Source organism: Massilia jejuensis (assembly GCF_042656795.1).
In the GTDB taxonomy this organism is placed as follows: domain Bacteria; phylum Pseudomonadota; class Gammaproteobacteria; order Burkholderiales; family Burkholderiaceae_D; genus Telluria; species Telluria jejuensis.
This window is the reverse complement of record NZ_JBHSMS010000023.1, coordinates 17924-37891: the sequence shown is the minus strand read 5'-3', so window position 1 is coordinate 37891 and position 19968 is coordinate 17924. Positions and strand designations below refer to the sequence as shown.

Below are 19968 nucleotides of genomic sequence, written 5' to 3'. Positions count from 1 at the left end.
GCGCGCATCTGCCCGCGGCGATCCCGCGGCAGCCTTTTTCGTGTCCGTGAGAGAGACCATGAATCGTCCACAAATGCTCATCATCGCAGCCAGCCTGGCAGTCGCCGGCGCGGCCTTTGCAGCGCCTGCCGGATCCGGCACCGCGCTCGACGCCTCCAACCCCTTCGCCAGGCCGAGCGCCTTGCCGTTGAACTACCCGGCCTTCGACAAGATCAAGGACGAGCACTTCCTGCCGGCCTATGCCGCCGGCATGCGCGAGCAGCTGCGCGAAGTGGCGGGTATCGCCGACAATACCAGGGCGCCGACCTTCGAGAACACGATCGTGGCGATGGAGCGTTCCGGCCAGATGCTGGCGCGCGTGTCCGCCGTGTTCTCGAACCTGCAGACCGCCAATACGAACGACCGCCTGGACGCGGTCGACCGCGAGATGTCGCCGAAACTGGCGGCCCACAACGATGCGATCTACCTGAACCCGAAGCTGTTCAAGCGCGTCGAGACCCTGCACGCCAGGCGCGACAAGCTGGGCCTGGACGCGGAATCGCTGTTCCTGCTCGAGCGCTACTACAAGGAATTCGTGCGCGCCGGCGCCAAGTTATCGGGCGCCGACAAGGAAAAGCTCAAACGCTACAACGGCCAGATCGCCTCCCTGCAGTCGGAGTTCTCGCAGCGCGTGCTGAAGGAAGCGAATGCCTCGGCGCTGGTGCTCGACACCCGCGCCGAACTGGCCGGCATGTCCGATGCCGAGATCACGGCGGCCGCCGCGGAAGCGAAGAAGCGCGGCCTGGACGGCAAGTACGTCATCACGCTGGCCAACACGACCATCCAGGCGCCGCTGGCGAGCCTGACGAATCGTGCGGTGCGCGAGCGCCTGCAGGCCGCCTCGATGAACCGCGGTTCGCGCGGCGGCGAATTCGACGCGCGCGAGCTGGTGCTGAAACTGGTCAAACTGCGCGCCGAGCGCGCGACCCTGCTCGGCTACCCCAACTACGCGGCCTATTCGCAGGAACTGGAAACGGCGAAGAACCCGGCCGCCGTGAACCAACTGCTGGCCGAGCTGGCCAAGCCGGCGATCGGCAACGCGCGCAAGGAAGCGGCCGAGATGCAGAAGATCGTCGACGCCGAGAAGGGCGGCTTCCAGATCGCCGCCCACGACTGGGCCTATTACGCCGACAAGGTGCGCGCGGCCAGGTACAACTTCGACGAAAACCAGCTGCGCCCCTACTTCGAGCTCAACAACGTGCTGGTGAACGGCGTCTTCTTCGCCGCCACCAAGGAATACGGCATCACGTTCAAGGAACGCAAGGACTTGCCGGTCTACGACCCGGACGTGCGTACCTTCGACGTCATCGACGCCGACGGCAAGCAGCTGGCCATCTTCCTGTTCGACCCTTACGCGCGCGGCAACAAGCAGGGCGGCGCCTGGATGAACGAATACGTCTCGCAGTCGCATTTGCTGGGCAAGCAGCCGGTCGTGGGCAACCACCAGAACATTCCGAAGCCGCCCGCGGGCGAGCCGACCCTGCTCACCTACGACGAGGTGCGCACCATGTTCCACGAGTTCGGCCACGCGCTGCACGGCATGTTCTCGAACGTGAAATACCCGCACTTCTCGGGCACCAACGTGCCGCGCGACTTCGTCGAGTATCCGTCGCAGGTCAACGAGATGTGGGCCATCTGGCCCGAGGTGCTGTCGAACTACGCCAGGCACCACAAGACCGGCGCGCCGATGCCGAAGGAATTGCTGGACAAGGTGATCGCGTCGAAGAAGTTCAACCAGGGCTTCATGACCAGCGAATACCTGGCCGCGTCGCTGATCGACCAGCGCTGGCACCAGCTGACCCCGGCGCAGATCCCCACCGATGTACTGGCCTTCGAGGCCGCCGCGTTGAAGGGCGCCGGCGTCGACTTCGCCCCGGTGCCGCCGCGCTACCGCACGACCTATTTTTCGCACTCGATGAACGGCGGCTATTCGGCCGGCTACTACGCCTACCTGTGGAGCGAAAAGCTCGACGCCGACACGGTCGAGTGGTTCAAGGAAAATGGCGGCTTGTCGCGCAAGAACGGCGACCACTTCCGCAAGACCCTGCTCTCGCGCGGCGGAACCACCGAGGCGATGAACCTGTTCAAGGATTTCCGCGGGCGTGATCCGGTGATCGAGCCGCTGCTGGAACGCCGTGGGTTGACGGGCAACTGATGCACGCGTGGGTTCTCCGAGCCCACGCGCCACGATTCACACACGATTCACACACGATTCACACACGATTTTCACGCGCGGGCGAGTACTTGGTCGCCTGCGCGTTCCTGCAACAAATCAACAGATCATCAACGAGACTTCATGAACCGTCCTCACCTCCTGCTGCTTGCCGCCAGCGTCGCCATGGCCAACCTGGCCCATGCCCAGCCTGCGGCGCAGCCCGCGCCCGCCACCCACACCCAGCCGTCCACCGTCTTCGACGCGTCGAACCCGTTCGCCGCGAAAAGCACGCTGCCGCTCGAATACCCCGCCTTCGACAAGATCAAGAACGAGCACTTCGCTCCGGCCTACCTGGAAGGCATGCGCCAGCAGGCGGCCGAGATCGAGGCGATCGCCGCCAACCGCGCCGCGCCGACCTTCGAGAACACGATCGTGGCGATGGAGCGCTCGGGCCAGCTGCTCAACCGCGTCGGCATCGTCTTCGGCACCCTGTCGGGCTCGTACACCAACGACACGCTCAAGGCCCTGGACAAGGAGATGGCGCCGAAGCTGTCGGCGCATGGCGACGCGATCCGCCTGAACCCGGCACTGTACGCGCGCATCAAGTCGCTGTACGACAAGCGCGCCAAGCTCAAGCTCGATGCCGAGTCCGCCTACCTGCTCGAGCGCTACCACACCGATTTCGTGCGCGCGGGCGCCAAGCTGTCGAATGCGGACAAGGAAAAGCTGAAGGCCTACAACAGCGAGCTGGCGAGCCTGCAGACCGCGTTCGCGCAAAACGTGCTGAACGAATCGAACGCTTCGGCGCTGATCGTCGACACCCGCGCGGAACTGGCCGGCCTGTCCGACAAGCAGATCGACGCCGCCGCGGCGGAAGCGAAACGGCGCGGCATGGACGGCAAGTTCGCCATTCCCGTCGTCAACACGACCGGCCAGGCCGGCTTGTCGCTCCTGACCAACCGCGCCACCCGCGAAAGGCTGCTGGCGGCGTCGACCGCGCGCGGTTCGCGCGGCGGCGAGTTCGACAACCGCGACGAAGTGCTGCAGATCGCGAAGCTGCGCGCGCAACGCGCGGCCCTGCTGGGCTATCCGAGCCACGCGGCCTACATGCTCGAAGACCAGACCGCGAAGACCACGAAAGCGGTCAACAGCCTGCTGGCCGAATTCGCCAAGCCGGCCGTCAACAACGCACGCAAGGAAGCGGCCGAGATCCAGAAAGTCATCGATGCCGAGAAGGGCGGTTTCCAGCTCGCCGCCCACGACTGGGCCTTCTACAGCGACAAGGTGCGCGCCCGGCGCTACGCCTTCGACGCGGCGCAGCTGCGTCCGTATTTCGAACTGAACCGCGTGCTGGTCGACGGCGTCTTCTTCGCGGCCACCAAGGAATTCGGCATCACCTTCAAGGAACGCAAGGATTTACCTACTTACCATGAAGACGTGCGCACCTTCGACGTGTTCGATGCCGACGGTTCGAAGCTGGCCATCTTCACCTTCGACCCGTACGCGCGCGCCAACAAGCGCGGCGGCGCCTGGGCCAACGCCCTGGTCGGCCAGAGCGCGCTGCTGGGCACGAAACCGGTCATCGCCAACAACCTGAACGTGGCGAAACCGGCCGCGGGCGAGCCGACCCTGCTCACCTACGATGAAGTGCGCACCACCTTCCACGAATTCGGCCACGCGCTGCACGGCATGTTCTCGAACGTGAAATACCCGCGCTTCTCGGGCTCGCGCGTGCCGCGCGACTATGTCGAGTTCCCCTCGCAAGTGAACGAAATGTGGATGGTCTATCCGGAAGTGCTGGCCAACTACGCCAGGCATTACCAGACCGGCGCGCCGATGCCCAAGGAGTTGCTGGACAAGGTGCAGGCCTCGCAGCAGTTCAACGAAGGCTTCCGCACCACCGAGTACCTGGCCGCCTCGCTGCTCGACCAGAGCTGGCACCAGCTGAGCCCATCGCAGATTCCGACCGACGTGCTGGCCTTCGAAGCGGCGGCCCTGAAGAAAGCCGGCGTCGATTTCGCCCCGGTGCCGCCGCGCTACCGCACCACGTATTTCTCGCACGTGTTCTCGGGCGGCTATTCGTCGGGCTATTACGGCTACCTGTGGGCGGAGAAGCTGGACGCCGATACCGTGAACTGGTTCAAGGAAAATGGCGGCCTGACGCGCAAGAACGGCGACCACTTCCGCAAGACCCTGCTCTCGCGCGGCGGCACGCTCGACGCGATGCAGATGTACCGCAATTTCAGCGGACGCGATGCGCGGGTAGGGCCGCTGCTGGAGCGGCGTGGCTTGACGGGGCAGTAACCGGCGCGGCGACGGTGCCCCGGTGCCGGCACCGTCGCCACGCGTTTTTTTCACGGCCCCCGTCATCCGGTGTATAAACTGCATCAAAGTCCCTTTTCGAAACAAAGTGCAGCGATGAGTGTTCAATCCTTGAACGGTATTACTTTAGAATCCCTGTTAACCCGCCTCGTCGACCAATACGGCTGGGAGGGACTCGGCCGCCGGATCGATATCAATTGCTTCCAGAAAGATCCGAGCATCAAGTCGAGCCTGAAGTTTTTGCGCCGCACGCCTTGGGCGCGCGAGCAGGTCGAGGCCTTGTACCTCGCGACCCGCTTCACCAACCAGTGAGAACGACATGCTGAACGAGAACGATTCGAACCTGAAGGCGCACCTGAAAACGCTGCACCGCAGCCTGGCCGACACCGACGAGGTCGACGAAGAACTGCAGATGCTGCTGCGCCAGCTCGACGGCGACATCAAGCAGGTGCTCGAGCGCCGCGCCAATGCCGATCTCGACGCCAATACCTATGGCCTCGGTTCGCGTACCCAGGAGCTGAGCGCCCGGTTTACCGCGCGCCATCCAAACGTGGCCTCGGCCCTGCGCGAACTCGGCAATATGCTCTCGAGCATGGGGATTTAGACGTTCCTCATCCACAAGTCATTGATAGATAAGCCATTTTCACGGCGGGGAGCAGCCGGGTAACCGGTTTTCCGGTAGAATACCGGCCAATGAACTCCCCAGCCAATCTCTTCGCGAGCGTCCCGAAACGCTCCAGCCGCGCAGCCGCCGCGCCCTTCCTCCCGATGACCCGCGCCGAAATGGACGCCCTGGGCTGGGATTCGTGCGACGTGATCCTCGTCACCGGCGACGCCTACATCGACCATCCGAGCTTCGGCATGGCGCTGGTCGGCCGCCTGCTCGAGGCGCAAGGCTACCGGGTCGGCATCATCAGCCAGCCGGACTGGCACTCGGCCGAGCCCTTCCGCGCGCTGGGCAAGCCGAATTTGTATTGGGGCATCACTGCCGGCAACATGGACTCGATGGTCAACCGCTACACGGCCGACCGTAAAATCCGCTCCGACGACGCCTATACCCCGAACGGCGAGCCGAATAAACGCCCCGACCGCGCGGTGACCGTCTACGCCCAGCGCGTGCGCGAAGCCTATCCCGGCGTGCCGGTCGTGATCGGTTCGATCGAAGCGTCGCTGCGCCGCATTGCCCACTACGATTACTGGTCGGATAAAGTGCGCCGTTCGGTGCTGTTCGAATCGAAAGCCGATCTGCTGATCTTCGGTAACGCCGAACGCGCGCTGGTCGACGTCACGCGCCGCATCGCGGCCGGCGAATCGATCAGGGACATCCGGGATATCCGCGGCACCGCCTTCCTGGTGCAGCCGGGCTGGCTGCCGGATGCCGAATGGTCGGTCCACAATTCCACCCGCGTCGACGTGCCGGGCCGCATCGACGCCCAGCCGAATCCGTACGCGATGGCGCAGGAAGACGTCAAGGCCTGCGCCACCGAGAATGCGCAGCCCGAGCCGGTCCTGAAACCCATCGTGATCATGACGCGTGAACAGCGGCAGCAGGCCGCCCGCGAAAAAGCGCTGAAAACCGTGGTGCGCCTGCCGGGCTTCGAGACCGTCAGCACGGACCCGGTGATGTACGCCCACGCCTCGCGCGTGTTCCACCTCGAATCGAACCCGGGCAATGCGCGCGCGCTCGTGCAGAACCATGGCGACCGCGATGTCTGGCTGAATGCGCCGCCGCTGCCGCTGGCCATGGATGAGATGGACAATGTCTACGACTTGCCGTATGCGCGCAATCCGCACCCGAGCTACGGCAAGGCCCATATCCCGGCCTGGGAAATGATCCGTTATTCGGTCAACATCATGCGCGGCTGCTTCGGCGGCTGCACCTTCTGCTCGATCACCGAGCACGAAGGGCGCATCATCCAGAGCCGCTCGGAACCGTCGATCCTGCGCGAGATCGAGCTGATCCGCGACACGACGAAGAATTTCGCCGGGACGATCACCGACCTCGGCGGCCCAACCGCGAACATGTACCGCCTGGCCTGCAAGGACAAGGCGATCGAGGAATCCTGCCGCCGCCTGTCTTGCGTCTATCCCACCATTTGCAGCAACCTCGGTACCGACCACAGCAAGCTGATCCAGCTGTACCGCAAGGCACGCGCGATTCCCGGTGTAAAGAAAATCCTGATCGGTTCCGGCCTGCGCTACGACCTGGCCGTGCGCTCTCCCGAATACGTGAAGGAACTGGTCACGCACCACGTCGGCGGCCTGTTGAAAATTGCGCCGGAACACACGGAAGAGGGGACGCTGTCGAAGATGATGAAGCCGGGCATCGGCGCCTATGACGAGTTCAAGCGCCTGTTCGACAAATACTCGCTGGAAGCGGGCAAGAAGCAGTACCTGATTCCGTACTTCATCGCGGCCCACCCCGGCTCGACCGACGAGGACATGCTGAACCTGGCCCTCTGGCTAAAGAAAAACAATTTCAAGCTGGACCAGGTCCAGACCTTCACGCCGACCCCGATGGCGATGGCGACGACGATGTACCATACGCGCAAGAATCCGCTGAAAAAGGTGACCGAGGAATCGGAAGTCGTCGAAACGGCGCGCAGCGGCAAGATGAGGAAGGCCCATAAAGCCTTCCTGCGCTACCACCACCTGGAGAACTGGCCGATCCTGCGCGAGGCCCTGGTCAAGATGGGCCGCGGCGACCTGATCGGCAATGGCGAGCGCCACCTGGTGCCGGCCTGGCACCCGTCCGAGGACAATGGGACGGCCCTGGCCGGCGACCGCAAGCGCCAGGGCGGCATGCCGGCGCCCCAGCCGCCATCCATCGCCGCCGTCAAACGCCAGCCGCAGCGGGCACCGGCGGCGGGGGCACGCGCCGCGGCGGCCTCACCCGAACGGGCGCGGCCGTCGATCCTGGCGACCATCAAGGCCAAACCGAAGGGGCCGCGTAAATAGACGCATCCATCGAAGCGCCCCCATCAAGTTTTGCAACAAGCCGGTCCCCGCTCGATGCGCGGACCGGCTTTTCTCCGTCGCCTTGCACGGGCGTGGCGCTTGCCGTTTCGGGCAAGCGCAGCGCCGGTTCAGTCGGTGCGCTGCAACCGGCTCAGCAGATCCTGCAAGGCCTGCATCTGCGCCGGTTTCGTCAGGTGGTGGTCGAACCCGGCCTTGGCCGAGCGCAGGCGGTCGCTTTCGGTGCCCCAGCCGGTCAGGGCGACCAGCGTCACGTTTTCCAGTCCCGGCGTGCGGCGCATGGCGCTGGCTGTTTCGTAGCCGTTCAGGCCGGGCATGCCGATATCGAGGAAGGCAAGCTGCGGCAGGAATTCCGGCGCCGCGGCCAGGGCCGCGATGCCGTCGTGGACCACGCGCGTCACGTGCCCGCCCGCTTCGAGGATCATCGACAGCGTCAGGGCCGCGTCGACGTTGTCGTCCACGACCAGGATGCGGATGCCTTCGGTCCGGCCCGACGGGACGTGAGCGTCATGCGGGCGCGGCGGCGCGGCGGCGACGGCGCCGCTTGCCAGCGGCAGGCGCACCTCGAAGGTACTGCCCTGGCCAACGCCGGCGCTGGCCGCGCCGACCGAGCCGCCATGCATCTCGACCAGGCGCCGCACCAGGGACAGCCCGATGCCGAGACCGCCCTGTGCGCGTTCCATGTGGCGCTCGACCTGCTTGAACATGTCGAACACGCTGTTGATGGAATCGGCGGGAATGCCGACGCCGCTGTCGCGCACCGCGATCACCGCCATGGCGCCGTCCTGGCGCACCGACAAGTCGATGCGCCCGCCGGCCGGCGTGTATTTCGCGGCGTTGTTGAGCAGGTTGGCCACTACCTGGGCGATGCGGGTGACGTCGGCGTCGATCGTCAGGGGCGCGTCCGGCAGCGTCACCTGCAGCTGGTGGCGCGCGGCCTCGATCAGGGGCTGGCTGGTTTCGACGGCGCTGGCGAGCACGCGTTTGAGGTCGGCGCGCTTGCGCTTGAGTTCGAGCTTGCCGCCGCTGATACGGGCGATGTCGAGCAGGTCGTCGATCAGGTGCACCATGTGGCCCACTTGCCGCTCCATCATCTCGCGCACCTTCACAACAGCCGCCGGATTGTCGCCCGCCAGGCGCATGACGCCAAGGCCGCTGCGGATCGGCGCCAACGGATTGCGCAGTTCGTGCGCGAGCGTCGCCAGGAACTCGGTCTTGCGGCGGTCGGCATCGGACAGGTCCGCCGCCAGCTGGCGCAGCTGTTCCTGCGACTGGCGGCGTGCCGTGATGTCGGTAAACAGCAAGGCCACCTTGCGGCTGTCGGCGCCGCCGAGACGGGTGGCGTAGACGTCGAACCAGCGACCGAGGGCGGTTACTTCGTTTTCGAAGCGCACCGCTTCGCCGGTAAGCGCGACCTTGCCATAGGTATCGAACCAGAAGCGGTCGAGATCCGGTAACAGTTCGCGCGCCGTCTTGCCGGTGGCGTCGGCCAGGCCCGTGTGGCGCTCGAACATCGCATTCATTTCCAGGAAGCGGTAGTCGAACGGCGCGCCCTCCTCGTCGAACATCATCTCGAGGATGGCGAAACCCTGGTCCATCGATTCGAACAGGGTGCGGTAGCGTTCCTCGCTGGCGCGCAGCTTGGCCGCGGCTTCCTCGGTCTCGGTCGTGTCGAGCACGATCGCCACCAGGCCCTGGAATTCGCCATCGGGCCCGCGCAGGGCGTTGACGCTGCTGGTGGCCGACATCGTCGAGCCGTCCTTGCGCAGGTAATGCTTGTCGATCACGAAGCCGGGACCGCCGGCCTTCAGGGCGGCGATGCGGTCGAGGGTCGGCTCGAGCGAATCGGGCGCCGTCACGTCGGCCACGCTTGCGCCGGTCAGCTCGGACTCGGTGTAGCCGAGCATGTCGCAATACTTCTGGTTGACCAGGGTGATCCGCCCCTGCGTGTCCAACTCGACCACGCCGGTGGCGGCCTGGGCGACGATTTTCGCGAAGCGTTCGCGGCTGTCGAACAAGCGCTGCTCGGCCAGCTTGCGGTCGGTCTGGTCGACGCCGTGCACCAGCAAGCCGGTGATCTCGCCGTCGGCGTCGCGCAGGGCGGTGAAGACCATGTCGACGAAACGCCGTTCCAGTGCCGCGCCGGGATGGCGCTGGAGCATGACCGGCATGTCGGTGCCGACGAATTGCCGGCCGCTGCGGTAGACCTGGTCGAGCAGTTCGAAGAACCCCTGGCCGTCGATTTCCGGCAGGGCCTGGCGGATCGGCTGGCCTATCAGGTCGCGCTTGCCGACCAGTTGCAGGTAGCGCTCGTTGACCATTTCATAGACGTGCTCCGGCCCCTTGAACACGGACATGAAGGCCGGCGCCTGGTGGAAGATGTCGGTCATGCGCGCGTTGGCGGCCTGTACTTCGCGCAGCAGGCGTTCGCGCTGCAGGCCGGCCTCGTGCGCGGCGGTGACGTCGCGCGAGACCGCCAGCAGGTTTGACAGGCGGCCATCGTCGCCATGGACGGCGGAGACGACCACTTCCCACCAGCGCGGCGAACCCTTGGCGGTCGGGCAGAACGCTTTCACCTGCGCGGTGCCGCCGGCGCGCGCCATAGCGATGGCGGCGTCGATCTTGTCCTGGCTTTCCTGCGGCCACAAGCTACGCCACATGGAGCCGGCGAAGGAACTGAAATCGTCGATTTCCATGGCGCACAGGCCGTTCTTGTTCATCGCCAGCACCTGGCCCTCGTTGCTGAGCAATTTCACGCAATCGGGGCTGCTCTCGAACAGTTGCAGACCGAGGGCATTGGTGTCGATGATGGGATCGGTCGTAATGTCTTGCTGCATGGGGGGATGCCGGGAAGCGCCGGGAATGAGCGGCCTGTAAGCTTACACGGTTTACTTGGCCTCTGCGCACCGGGGACGTGCAGAGGCCTGGCGGAGGATGAAAAGAACAGCGGAAACGAAAAAGGACCGACAAGTCGGCCCTTTTTCATTGATGCTGGCGGAGCGGACGGGGCTCGAACCCGCGACCCCCGGCGTGACAGGCCGGTATTCTAACCAACTGAACTACCGCTCCGTTTTTACTGATCGGTTCTTCATTGCAAACTGAATCTGGTGGGCGCTGAGAGGCTCGAACTCCCGACCTAATCCTTGTAAGGGATCCGCTCTACCAACTGAGCTAAGCGCCCGGCCTGCCGTTTCCAGTTTCATCCGACGCTTGTCACCGCGTCTGAAGAGGCCCGAATCATAGCGTATGGCTCCAAGGATGTGCAAGGGTTTTTCTAAAAAAATGGAAGGGACACCCGCCACCTTGCACCGCCCGCGGTTCTGCCCGCGCATATTCAGACTTATTTCCAGCCGAGTTAGTCGTCCTGCCAATGATTACACGAGGCTGACGGATTACAGATCGATACAAAAAAGACGGGCAGGGACCGGCGCACTAGGCCAAGGAACGCTATTTGCATATCTATTTGACAATAAGTTGTCTTGTCTTATTGCACAGTAAGGATTGTTGCGACGATGATAATGAAAATGGGCCATATGTTATTTGGCGCACAGTCAACATGTGCAAATAAACGATGTTTTTGTTAAGTCAACCGTTCAAACCGTTGCGAAATTGCATCAATCAGCAGGAAATTCCCGACATGCATGATTACTCCGCAGTACATTTTCTCAGCCGCCAGTTCGAGGGCATTTCGGTTATCGCCGAAAACCATAAACCAGGGCACTACCTGCCTTGACGGAAAAACTACACACGAAGGGCTCAACATGAAGTCGACGCATTCGATTCACCCGTGCTTGTTGAAAGTTGCAGTCGCAGTCTCCATCGCCACCGGCTCGCTCGCGGGCGCCAATGCCGCCGGGATCGCTCCCGATGCACAGGCGACGGCGACCTCGCAGTTCATCCTCAATACCGACCGCCTGATCGTCAAGTACAAGGACGCCAGCGTCGGCGCCGCCAAGGCACGCGTGGCCACCGCGATGACCGCCGCACGCCAGGCGATCGCCGACCGTGCCGGCCAGGAGTTCGGCCTGCGCCTGCAGGCGCTGCGCACGACCGCCACCGGCGCGCACGTGTTCAAGATCGACCGCAAGGCCTCGGTCAAGGATGTCGAAGCGCTGGCCAGGGAGATGATGGCGCGCGACGCCTCGATCGAATACGCTGAGCCCGACCGTATCATGACCAAGAAGGCCACGCCGACCGACCCGATGTACGCCCAGCAATGGCATTACTTCGAAGCCACCGGCGGCCTGCGCCTGCCGGCTGCCTGGGACACGACGACCGGCGTCGGCGTGCGCGTTGCCGTCATCGATACCGGTATCCGTGCCCATGCCGACCTCTCCGGCCAGATCCTGGCCGGCTACGACTTCATTTCCGACGCTGCCATCGCCAACGACGGCGGCGGCCGCGACAGCGACGCTTCCGACCCGGGTGACTGGACCGCCGCCAACGAGTGCGCCGCCGGCGACCCGGCGTCGAATTCGAGCTGGCACGGCACCCACGTGGCAGGCACCGTGGCCGCGGCCACCAACAACGGCGTGGGCGTGTCCGGCGTTGCCTACGGCGCCAAGATCGTGCCGGTGCGCGTGCTCGGCAAGTGCGGCGGCTATACCTCCGACATCGCCGACGCGATCATCTGGTCGTCGGGCGGCGCCGTTGCCGGCGTTCCGAACATCGCTGCTCGTGCACAAGTGATCAACATGTCGCTCGGCGGCGGCGGCGCCTGCGGCACCACGACCCAGAACGCGATCAACAGCGCACGCTCGCGCGGCACCGTCGTCATCGTCGCGGCCGGTAACGAGAACGTCAACGCCAGCAATTCGAATCCGGCCAACTGCGCCGGCGTCGTGACGGTCGCCGCCACCAACCGCAATGGCGCCCGCGCACCGTACTCGAACTACGGCGCCGTGGTCGACGTCGCCGCTCCCGGCGGCGATGCCAACGGCTACATCCTGTCGACCCTGAATGCCGGTACCCAGGCACCGGCCGCGGACAACTATGCCGGCTACCAGGGCACCTCGATGGCGACCCCGCACGTGGCCGGCGTGGCCGCGCTGATGTTGGCCCGTAACAGCGCATTGACCCCGGACGAGATCGAATCGAAGCTCAAGAGCACGGCACGCGCCTTCCCGGGCACGTGCACGAGCTGCGGCACCGGTATCGTCGACGCGACGGCGGCCGCGGCCGCGGCCACCACGGCGCCGGCCGGTCCGACGATCTCGGAAACCGAGTCGAACAACACGATCTCGACCGCGAACGCGATCAGCACCACCGGCACCACCGTCAACGGCACCATGAGCGCCTCAACCGACTCGGACTATTTCGTCGTACAACTGCCGGCCGGTAAGACGCTGTCGGCATCGATGACGCCTGGCCTGTCGACCTCGGACTACGACGTGTACATCTACAACAGCGCAGGTACACTGCTGGCCGCGGCCGAAGGCGGCGCCGGCGTCACCGACACCGCGACCGTGACGAACACGACCACCTCCACCGCCGCACGCTACGTGCGCGTCAAGTACTACAGCGGCGGCACCGGTTCGACCAACGGCAAGTACACGCTGAAACTGACCTGGTAATCGACGCTTCCGTCGTCGGCTCGATCGGACGCGCGGCTTGCCGCGCGTCTTTTTTTTGCCCTTGCACCAAACCCCAATTGACGAGATACTGTACGAAATGACAGTAGTCGGCCCCGGCCGCCGCCAGAGTGAACCCCCCCGCACGTAAAATCATCCATTGCGATTGCGACTGCTTCTACGCGTCGGTCGAGATGCGCGACGACCCGTCGCTGCGCGGGCGTCCGCTCGCCGTCGGCGGCCGTCCCGACCAGCGCGGCGTGGTGGCGACCTGCAACTACGAGGCGCGCCGCTACGGCATCCATTCGGCGATGGCCACCGCGCAAGCGATGAAACGCTGTCCGGAACTGCTGGTCATCCCGCCGGCGATGGAAAAATACCGCATCGCCTCGCGCCAGATCATGGAGATCTATGCCGACTACACCGACCTCGTGGAACCGCTTTCGCTCGACGAAGCTTATCTGGACGTGTCCACTTCCGCGCACTGCAAGGGCAGCGCCACCCTGATCGCGCAGGAAATCCGCCGCCGCATCTTCGAGACCGTCGGCATCACCGCCTCGGCCGGCGTCGCACCCAACAAGTTCGTGGCCAAGATCGCCAGCGACTGGAACAAGCCCGACGGCCTGTTTCTCGTGCGTCCGGAAGAAGTCGATGCCTTCGTGTCGGCGTTGCCGGTCAAGAAGCTGCACGGCGTCGGCAAGGTCACGGCGGCCAAGCTCAATCAGCTGGGCGCGCAAACCTGCCTGGATTTGCGCGGCTGGACGATGCAGCAATTGCAGCACCACTTCGGCAGTTTCGGCGCGCGCCTGCACGACTTATGCCGCGGCATCGACAACCGCGAAGTGCGCGCCGAGCGCGAGCGCAAGTCGGTCAGTACCGAAGAGACCTACACGAACGACGTGCCGGACTTGCCCGCCTGCCTGGCGCTGCTGCCCGAGCTCTACCAGCACCTGCTGGGCCGTATCGGGCGGGCCGGCGCCGAAAAATGCATCAACAAGCTGTTCGTCAAGATTAAATTCTCGAACTTCCAGCAGACCACCGTCGAGTGCGTGGGCCATGCGCCACACCTGCCGACCTTTGCCCGGCTGATGGAAACCGGCTGGCTGCGCGCCAGCCGCCCCGTGCGCCTGCTGGGCGTGGGCGTGCGCCTGGGCGAGACCGAACACGTCGAACAGCTCAACCTGTTTGACGAACATGCAACACATTAAAAAAGGCGCTGTTGCCACCCGAAAATAGGCGGCGCTCAGCGTGTAGAATGTCGTTCCCCTGAAATACTGAAACAACAGAAAGCAACTATGTGGTTCAAGAATCTTCAGATTTACCGCCTGCCCGCACCGTGGGCCTTCACGCCCGAACAGATGGAAGCGGCGCTCGCGCCCCAGGCCTTCACGCCGGCGAACAGCAACGAACTGCTGCGCCAGGGCTGGGATGCGCCGCGTCCGAACGGCGCTCTGGTGCACGTCGTCAACAAGCAGATGCTGATGATGCTGGGCACCGAAAAGAAGCTGCTGCCAAGCTCGGTGATCAACCAGGTCGCCAAGGCCAAGGCTGCCGAGATGGAGGAGCAGCAAGGTTTCCCTCCAGGTAAGAAGGCGATGAAAGAACTGAAGGAGCGCGTGGCCGAGGAACTGCTGCCGCGCGCATTCACGATCCGCAGCAATACCTGGACCTGGATCGACCCGGTCAACGGCTGGCTGGTGGTCGACGCCGCCAGCCCGGCCAAGGCCGACGAAGTCGTCAAGCTGCTGCTCAAGGGCGTCGACCGCATGCCGCTCGAATCGCTGCGCGTGCAGCGTTCGCCGGTGGCCGTGATGACCGGCTGGCTGGAAGCCGATGAAGCGCCATACAACTTCACGATCGACCAGGACACGGAACTGCGCGCGACCGGCGAAAGCCGCGCTGCCGTGCGTTACGTGAAGCACTCGCTCGATCCGGACGATATCCGCCGCCACATCGCCGCCGGCAAGCAATGCACGCGCCTGGCCATGACCTGGAACAGCCGCGTGTCGTTCGTCCTGACCGAATCGCTGGCGATCAAGGGCGTCAAGCCGCTCGACGTCATCAAGGAAGGCGAGAGCGTCACCAACAGCGACGACGAGCGTTTCGATAACGACATCATGCTGATGACCGGCGAACTGGCCAAGATGCTGGCCGACGTGGTCGACGCGCTGGGTGGGGAAGCGAAGGCGTAAATCGCGCGCCGCCGGATCGGCTTGCGACGAAAACGGACCCGCATACGGGTCCGTTTTCGCATCGGTCTACAGCGGCTGGAACACGCCGGCGGCGCGGTTCTTGGTCACATTGTCCCAGGCAAACACTTGTCCGTTCATGCCGACATACACGCCGGCCGGCAGCGTTTGCGCGACCCCGCAGGCAAAGCCGAGGTTGAACAGGGCGTCCGAATTGGCAATTTCGTAGGGAATCATGGCGCCGGTCAGCACGATGGTCTTGCCGAGCCTGGCGGCGCCGAGCACGGCGGCCGTTTGCGGCATGGTGTCGGTGCCGTGGACGATGACGAGCGCCTGTTCGTCGGCTGCCTGGCAAGCTTCCAGCACGCGCTGGCGGTCGGCATCCTGCATGTCGAGCGAATCGAGCAGGGGCAGGGTTTGCAGTGCGACGGGAACGGTCAGACGGGCCCGGCTGATCACGGCCGGCAAGTGGCTGTCGGAAAAGCCGAGCACGCCCGTCAATTCGTTGTAATGTTTGTCGAAGGTGCCGCCGGTGGCGATGAGTCGCAAAGTCATATCGGTTTATACACGCAGAAAAAAAAGGTGGGACATCATAGCGCCAAACCCGTGCGTATCGCGCCGTGACTGCGCTAGAATCGCCGGGATCGGATGAGTAGGCATCCTTTTTTTTCATGGCAAGCCCAGCAGAATTATATGAAAGCCGTTGCTCCAGGAACCGTTATTTTCCACCGTCACCGCGGGTATGGCGTGATCACCCATGTCAACCTGCTGACGGGCTGGATTTCGGCGCGCTTCGGTAACGAAGCACGCACGCTCGACCTGAACCTGTCGAGCGACGAAGTCCAGCACGCCGACGGCGAACCCATTCTCTTCCGGCGCGCGCCGCCCGACCGCATGCCGCATGCGCGCCTGATGGCGGTCGTGCGCGCGCTGCACCAGGCCGGCTACCAGAAGCTCTACCTGTACTCCTGGCCCAAGCCTTCCGGCCTGCACTGGCGCTGGCATCTGTTTACCGGCCAGCGCAACTGGATGCAGCGTTCCTGGCGCGAAGGCTGGTACGGCTCGGGCGCCGAGTACAACAACAATCCGGTGCTGGGCTGGGGCGACACGCCCGGCGCCACCACCGAAGAGCTGATCCACGCCTTGGCCAGGTTCGACCCGCAAGGCCTGGCCCAGGCACTCGGCCGCGACGAGGACCACACGGCCTGGTTTGCCGCCACCTGCGATGCGCTGTTGCCGGGCTATATGTACAGCCTGAACCTCGAGCGAACCCCTGGCGGCGGCCTGGTCGAGGCGCCGCCGGTACCGGTGGTGGCGGTGCGCGCCGGCTTGCCGGCCTATGCCGGACCCGAGATCGGCTGGCCGCCGGGCTGGGCCGGCTTGTGGACGCGCCCGCACGCAATGCCGGCGCGCAAATTCAACCTGGCGGGCGAGCCAGAACTGCGCTGAGCGCCACCACGCTGCCGGCGCAGCCTACAACACCTCGGGATTGACGATATTCGTCGGCGTGCCGGCCGCAAATTGCGCGACGTTCTCGAACGCCGCCCTGAAATACGATTCATAACTGTCGCGCTCGACATACCCCAGGTGCGGCGTCGCCAGCACCGTCGGAATCCGCAGCAGCGGCGCATCCGGCCCCAGCGGCTCTTCGGTAAACACGTCGAGCGCCGCCATCCCCGGCCGCCCGCGATGCAGCGCCGCCACCAGGGCACCTTCCGCCACCAGTTCGGCCCGGCTCGTATTGACGAACAAGGCGTCCGCTTGCATGCGCGCCAGGTCCGCGCCGGTGACGATGCCGCGCGTGGCATCGGCCAGCCGCAAGTGCAGGGTCAATACATCGGCTTCTTCGAAGAACGCCTCGCGCGAGGGCGCCACTTCGATCCCGTCGGCCAGCGCCGCTTGCCGGCCGGCCTGGCTGCCCCAGACCAGCACCCGCATCCCGAACGCCTGCCCATAGCCGGCCACCAGCTTGCCGACCTTGCCATAGCCCCAGATCGCCAGCGTGCGCCCGCGCAGCACGCGGCCGATGCCGTTGAGCGCGGGATTGACGGAGGCGCTCTGCCATACGCCGTCTTTCAGGTTGTTTGCATATGGCACGATCTTGCGGCTGGCCGCCATGATCAGGGCCCAGGTCAGTTCGGCCGGCGCCACCGGCGAGCCGCCGCCCTCGGCAACGGCGATCCCGCGAGCGGTGGCGGCGGCAACGTCGACGTGCGCGCCGACCCTGCCGGTTTGCACGATTAGCTTCAGGTTCGGCAGCCTGGCCAGCAGGGCAGCGGGCAGGCTGGTCCGTTCCCGGATCAGCACCAGCGCATCGAAGGGCGCGAGCCGGATGGCAAGCTGGCCCAGGCCGCGCGCAGAATTGTTGAACACTTTGACCGCGTGGCCGTCCAATATGTTGTAACAGTCGAGCGCCGGTACGGCGTTCTGATAATCGTCGAGAATGGCAATTTTCATCGGAATTGAGCGAAGTTGTGGATGAGCACGTAAAGGAATAACGCTTTCTCCGGGAATCGAAGTAGCCCACTACATTAGTCAACTATATTTCCTACATTTTTCGATTCGTGGCGCTTGAAACGCGTTTGGCAGGTGTACAATCGGCCGATTAATTGAGGGTTTGACAGCACGGAAGTGTATAACAGACCTGGCTTGACCCCGTTCCATCGCCTTGCCTTCGAGGCCGTCGACACGACCGCCGTACCGCCGCGCTCAGGGATTCCACCGTGCAGTCCCGGGCACCGACGACGCTCCGCCGTGCCGGGACCACCCAGAATTCTTAATTGTTGGAGGTACCATGAACCAGCCCGTGATGAGCGGTGTCGCCGCCCTGAACGTTCCCGCCCACATCAAGCACCAGAAGCTCATCGCTTGGGTGGCGGACATCGCCGCCCTGACCAAGCCGGACGCCATCTACTGGTGCGACGGCTCTGAAGAAGAGTACGACCGCCTGTGCGCGCAGATGGTCGAAGCCGGCACGATGAAGCGCCTTAATCCGGCATTGCGCCCGAATTCCTACCTGGCCCAGTCCGATCCGTCGGACGTGGCGCGCGTGGAAGACCGCACCTATATCTGCTCGGCCACGAAAGAGCAGGCCGGCCCGACGAATAACTGGACCGACCCGGCCGAGATGCGCACGACCCTGAACGGCCTGTTCGACGGCTGCATGGCCGGCCGCACGATGTACGTGGTGCCGTTCTCGATGGGCCCGCTCGGTTCGCCGATCGCCCACATCGGCGTCGAACTGTCCGATTCGCCCTATGTCGCCGTCAACATGCGCATCATGACGCGCATGGGCAAGGCCGTCTACGACGTGCTCGGCACCGACGGCGACTATGTCCCGTGCGTGCACAGCGTTGGCATGCCGCTGGCGGCCGGCCAGCCGGACGTGGCCTGGCCATGCAACAGCACCAAGTACATCGTCCATTATCCGGAAACCCGCGAGATCTGGTCCTTCGGTTCCGGCTATGGCGGCAATGCGCTGCTCGGTAAAAAATGCTTCGCGCTGCGCATCGCCTCGAACATGGGCTACCAGGAAGCGCAAGCCGGCGGCACCGGCTGGCTGGCCGAACACATGCTGATCCTGGGCGTCGAGTCGCCGCAGGGCGACAAGAAATACGTCGCCGCCGCTTTCCCTTCGGCTTGCGGCAAGACCAACTTCGCCATGCTGATCCCGCCCAATTCCTTCGACGGCTGGAAAGTGACGACCATCGGCGACGACATCGCCTGGATCAAGCCGGGCGCCGACGGCCGGCTGTACGCCATCAATCCGGAAGCCGGTTATTTCGGCGTCGCACCGGGCACGAACGACAAGACCAACTCGAACTGCATGTCCTCGCTGCGTGAAAACGTCATCTTCACCAACGTCGCGCTGACCGACGACGGCGACGTCTGGTGGGAAGGCATGACGAAAGAAGCGCCGAGCCACCTGATCGACTGGCAAGGCAAGGACTGGACCCCGGCATCGGGCACCAAGGCGGCCCATCCGAACGCGCGCTTCACGGTGGCCGCCACCCAGAACCCGGTGATCGATCCAAGCTGGGACGATCCGGCCGGCGTGCCGATCTCGGCCTTCATCTTCGGCGGCCGCCGTTCGACCACCGTGCCGCTGGTGACCGAAGCGAATAACTGGGTCGAAGGCGTCTACATGGCCGCGACCATGGGCTCGGAAACGACCGCCGCCGCCGCCGGCCAGATGGGCGTCGTGCGCCGCGATCCGTTCGCGATGCTGCCTTTCATCGGCTACAACATGAGCGACTACTTCCAGCACTGGCTCGACCTGGGCAAGAAGGTCGAGGCGAAGAACGCGGCCGCGCTGCCGAAGATCTTCTGCGTCAACTGGTTCCGCACCGACGAGTCGGGCAATTTCGTGTGGCCGGGTTACGGCGACAACATGCGCGTGCTGAAGTGGATCCTCGAACGCACCGAAGGCCAGGCCGGCGGCAGCGAGCACCTGTTCGGCACCTCGCCCGGCTACACCGACTTGAACTGGGAAGGCATTGAGTTCACCGAAGTGCAGTTCGAGCAGATCACCTCGATCGACAAGGACGCCTGGCGCGAAGAATTGAAACTGCACACCGAACTGTTCGAAAAGCTGTCCTATCGCCTGCCCCAGGAACTGGCGACGACCAAGCAGCAACTGGAGCGCCGCCTGGCTGAATAAGCTTGGTGGAAGGCGCTTGCGGCAAGCAGGCGCATAAGCGGAAAAGGGATAGGCGGC

13 protein-coding genes and 2 tRNA genes are annotated in these 19968 nt (G+C 64.5%); 10 read left to right on the top strand and 5 right to left on the bottom strand.

What is annotated here, in order from left to right; all coding sequences use genetic code 11:
• The first annotated feature begins 58 nt into the window (after nucleotides 1–58).
• The 5 genes from ACFPOU_RS05850 (at nucleotide 59) to ACFPOU_RS05830 (ending at nucleotide 7474) form a co-directional block, all read left to right on the top strand.
• Complete coding sequence (locus ACFPOU_RS05850) at nucleotides 59–2194, top strand: M3 family metallopeptidase (protein WP_379718127.1); 2136 nt, start codon at nucleotides 59–61, stop codon at nucleotides 2192–2194.
• Between the two features lie 141 nt (nucleotides 2195–2335).
• Nucleotides 2336–4498 (top strand): M3 family metallopeptidase, encoded by a 2163-nt coding sequence (locus tag ACFPOU_RS05845; protein WP_379718125.1) that lies wholly within the window; start codon nucleotides 2336–2338, stop codon nucleotides 4496–4498.
• A 114-nt stretch (nucleotides 4499–4612) separates the two neighbouring features.
• Nucleotides 4613–4828: a VF530 family protein gene (locus ACFPOU_RS05840; protein WP_379718123.1), complete on the top strand. Its 216-nt coding sequence runs from the start codon at nucleotides 4613–4615 to the stop codon at nucleotides 4826–4828.
• Nucleotides 4829–4835: 7 nt separating this feature from the next.
• Nucleotides 4836–5120: a DUF4404 family protein gene (locus ACFPOU_RS05835; RefSeq protein ID WP_379718121.1), complete on the top strand. Its 285-nt coding sequence runs from the start codon at nucleotides 4836–4838 to the stop codon at nucleotides 5118–5120.
• A gap of 164 nt (nucleotides 5121–5284) precedes the next feature.
• Nucleotides 5285–7474, top strand: a complete 2190-nt coding sequence (locus ACFPOU_RS05830) for a YgiQ family radical SAM protein (RefSeq protein ID WP_379718999.1) — start codon at nucleotides 5285–5287, stop codon at nucleotides 7472–7474.
• A 128-nt stretch (nucleotides 7475–7602) separates the two neighbouring features.
• Here the strand turns inward: ACFPOU_RS05830 and ACFPOU_RS05825 are convergent, their stop codons facing one another.
• The 3 genes from ACFPOU_RS05825 to ACFPOU_RS05815 form a co-directional block, all read right to left on the bottom strand.
• Nucleotides 7603–10329: a PAS domain-containing hybrid sensor histidine kinase/response regulator gene (locus tag ACFPOU_RS05825; RefSeq protein ID WP_379718119.1), complete on the bottom strand. Its 2727-nt coding sequence runs from the start codon at nucleotides 10327–10329 to the stop codon at nucleotides 7603–7605.
• A 155-nt stretch (nucleotides 10330–10484) separates the two neighbouring features.
• Nucleotides 10485–10561 (bottom strand) — tRNA-Asp (locus ACFPOU_RS05820).
• A 36-nt stretch (nucleotides 10562–10597) separates the two neighbouring features.
• A tRNA-Val gene (locus tag ACFPOU_RS05815) sits at nucleotides 10598–10673 on the bottom strand.
• A 610-nt stretch (nucleotides 10674–11283) separates the two neighbouring features.
• Between ACFPOU_RS05815 and ACFPOU_RS05810 the strand changes: the two genes are divergently transcribed.
• From ACFPOU_RS05810 to ACFPOU_RS05800, 3 genes are all read left to right on the top strand, one after another.
• Nucleotides 11284–13065, top strand: coding sequence for a S8 family serine peptidase (locus tag ACFPOU_RS05810; RefSeq protein ID WP_379718117.1), 1782 nt, complete (start codon nucleotides 11284–11286; stop codon nucleotides 13063–13065).
• Between the two features lie 128 nt (nucleotides 13066–13193).
• Nucleotides 13194–14270: a DNA polymerase IV gene (dinB, locus tag ACFPOU_RS05805; RefSeq protein WP_379718115.1), complete on the top strand. Its 1077-nt coding sequence runs from the start codon at nucleotides 13194–13196 to the stop codon at nucleotides 14268–14270.
• Nucleotides 14271–14357: 87 nt separating this feature from the next.
• Nucleotides 14358–15254, top strand: a complete 897-nt coding sequence (locus tag ACFPOU_RS05800; protein ID WP_379718113.1) for a recombination-associated protein RdgC — start codon at nucleotides 14358–14360, stop codon at nucleotides 15252–15254.
• A gap of 66 nt (nucleotides 15255–15320) precedes the next feature.
• Here ACFPOU_RS05800 and ACFPOU_RS05795 read toward each other — a convergent pair whose 3' ends face one another.
• Nucleotides 15321–15806 carry an asparaginase domain-containing protein gene (locus ACFPOU_RS05795; protein WP_379718111.1) on the bottom strand — a complete coding sequence of 162 codons (486 nt, stop codon included), beginning with the start codon at nucleotides 15804–15806 and terminating at the stop codon, nucleotides 15321–15323.
• A gap of 138 nt (nucleotides 15807–15944) precedes the next feature.
• Between ACFPOU_RS05795 and ACFPOU_RS05790 the strand changes: the two genes are divergently transcribed.
• Nucleotides 15945–16700, top strand: coding sequence for an L-asparaginase (locus tag ACFPOU_RS05790; RefSeq protein ID WP_379718109.1), 756 nt, complete (start codon nucleotides 15945–15947; stop codon nucleotides 16698–16700).
• Between the two features lie 24 nt (nucleotides 16701–16724).
• Here ACFPOU_RS05790 and ACFPOU_RS05785 read toward each other — a convergent pair whose 3' ends face one another.
• Nucleotides 16725–17708 carry a D-2-hydroxyacid dehydrogenase family protein gene (locus ACFPOU_RS05785; protein ID WP_379718107.1) on the bottom strand — a complete coding sequence of 328 codons (984 nt, stop codon included), beginning with the start codon at nucleotides 17706–17708 and terminating at the stop codon, nucleotides 16725–16727.
• A gap of 337 nt (nucleotides 17709–18045) precedes the next feature.
• Between ACFPOU_RS05785 and ACFPOU_RS05780 the strand changes: the two genes are divergently transcribed.
• Complete coding sequence (locus ACFPOU_RS05780; RefSeq protein ID WP_379718105.1) at nucleotides 18046–19911, top strand: phosphoenolpyruvate carboxykinase (GTP); 1866 nt, start codon at nucleotides 18046–18048, stop codon at nucleotides 19909–19911.
• The last annotated feature ends 57 nt before the right edge of the window (nucleotides 19912–19968 follow it).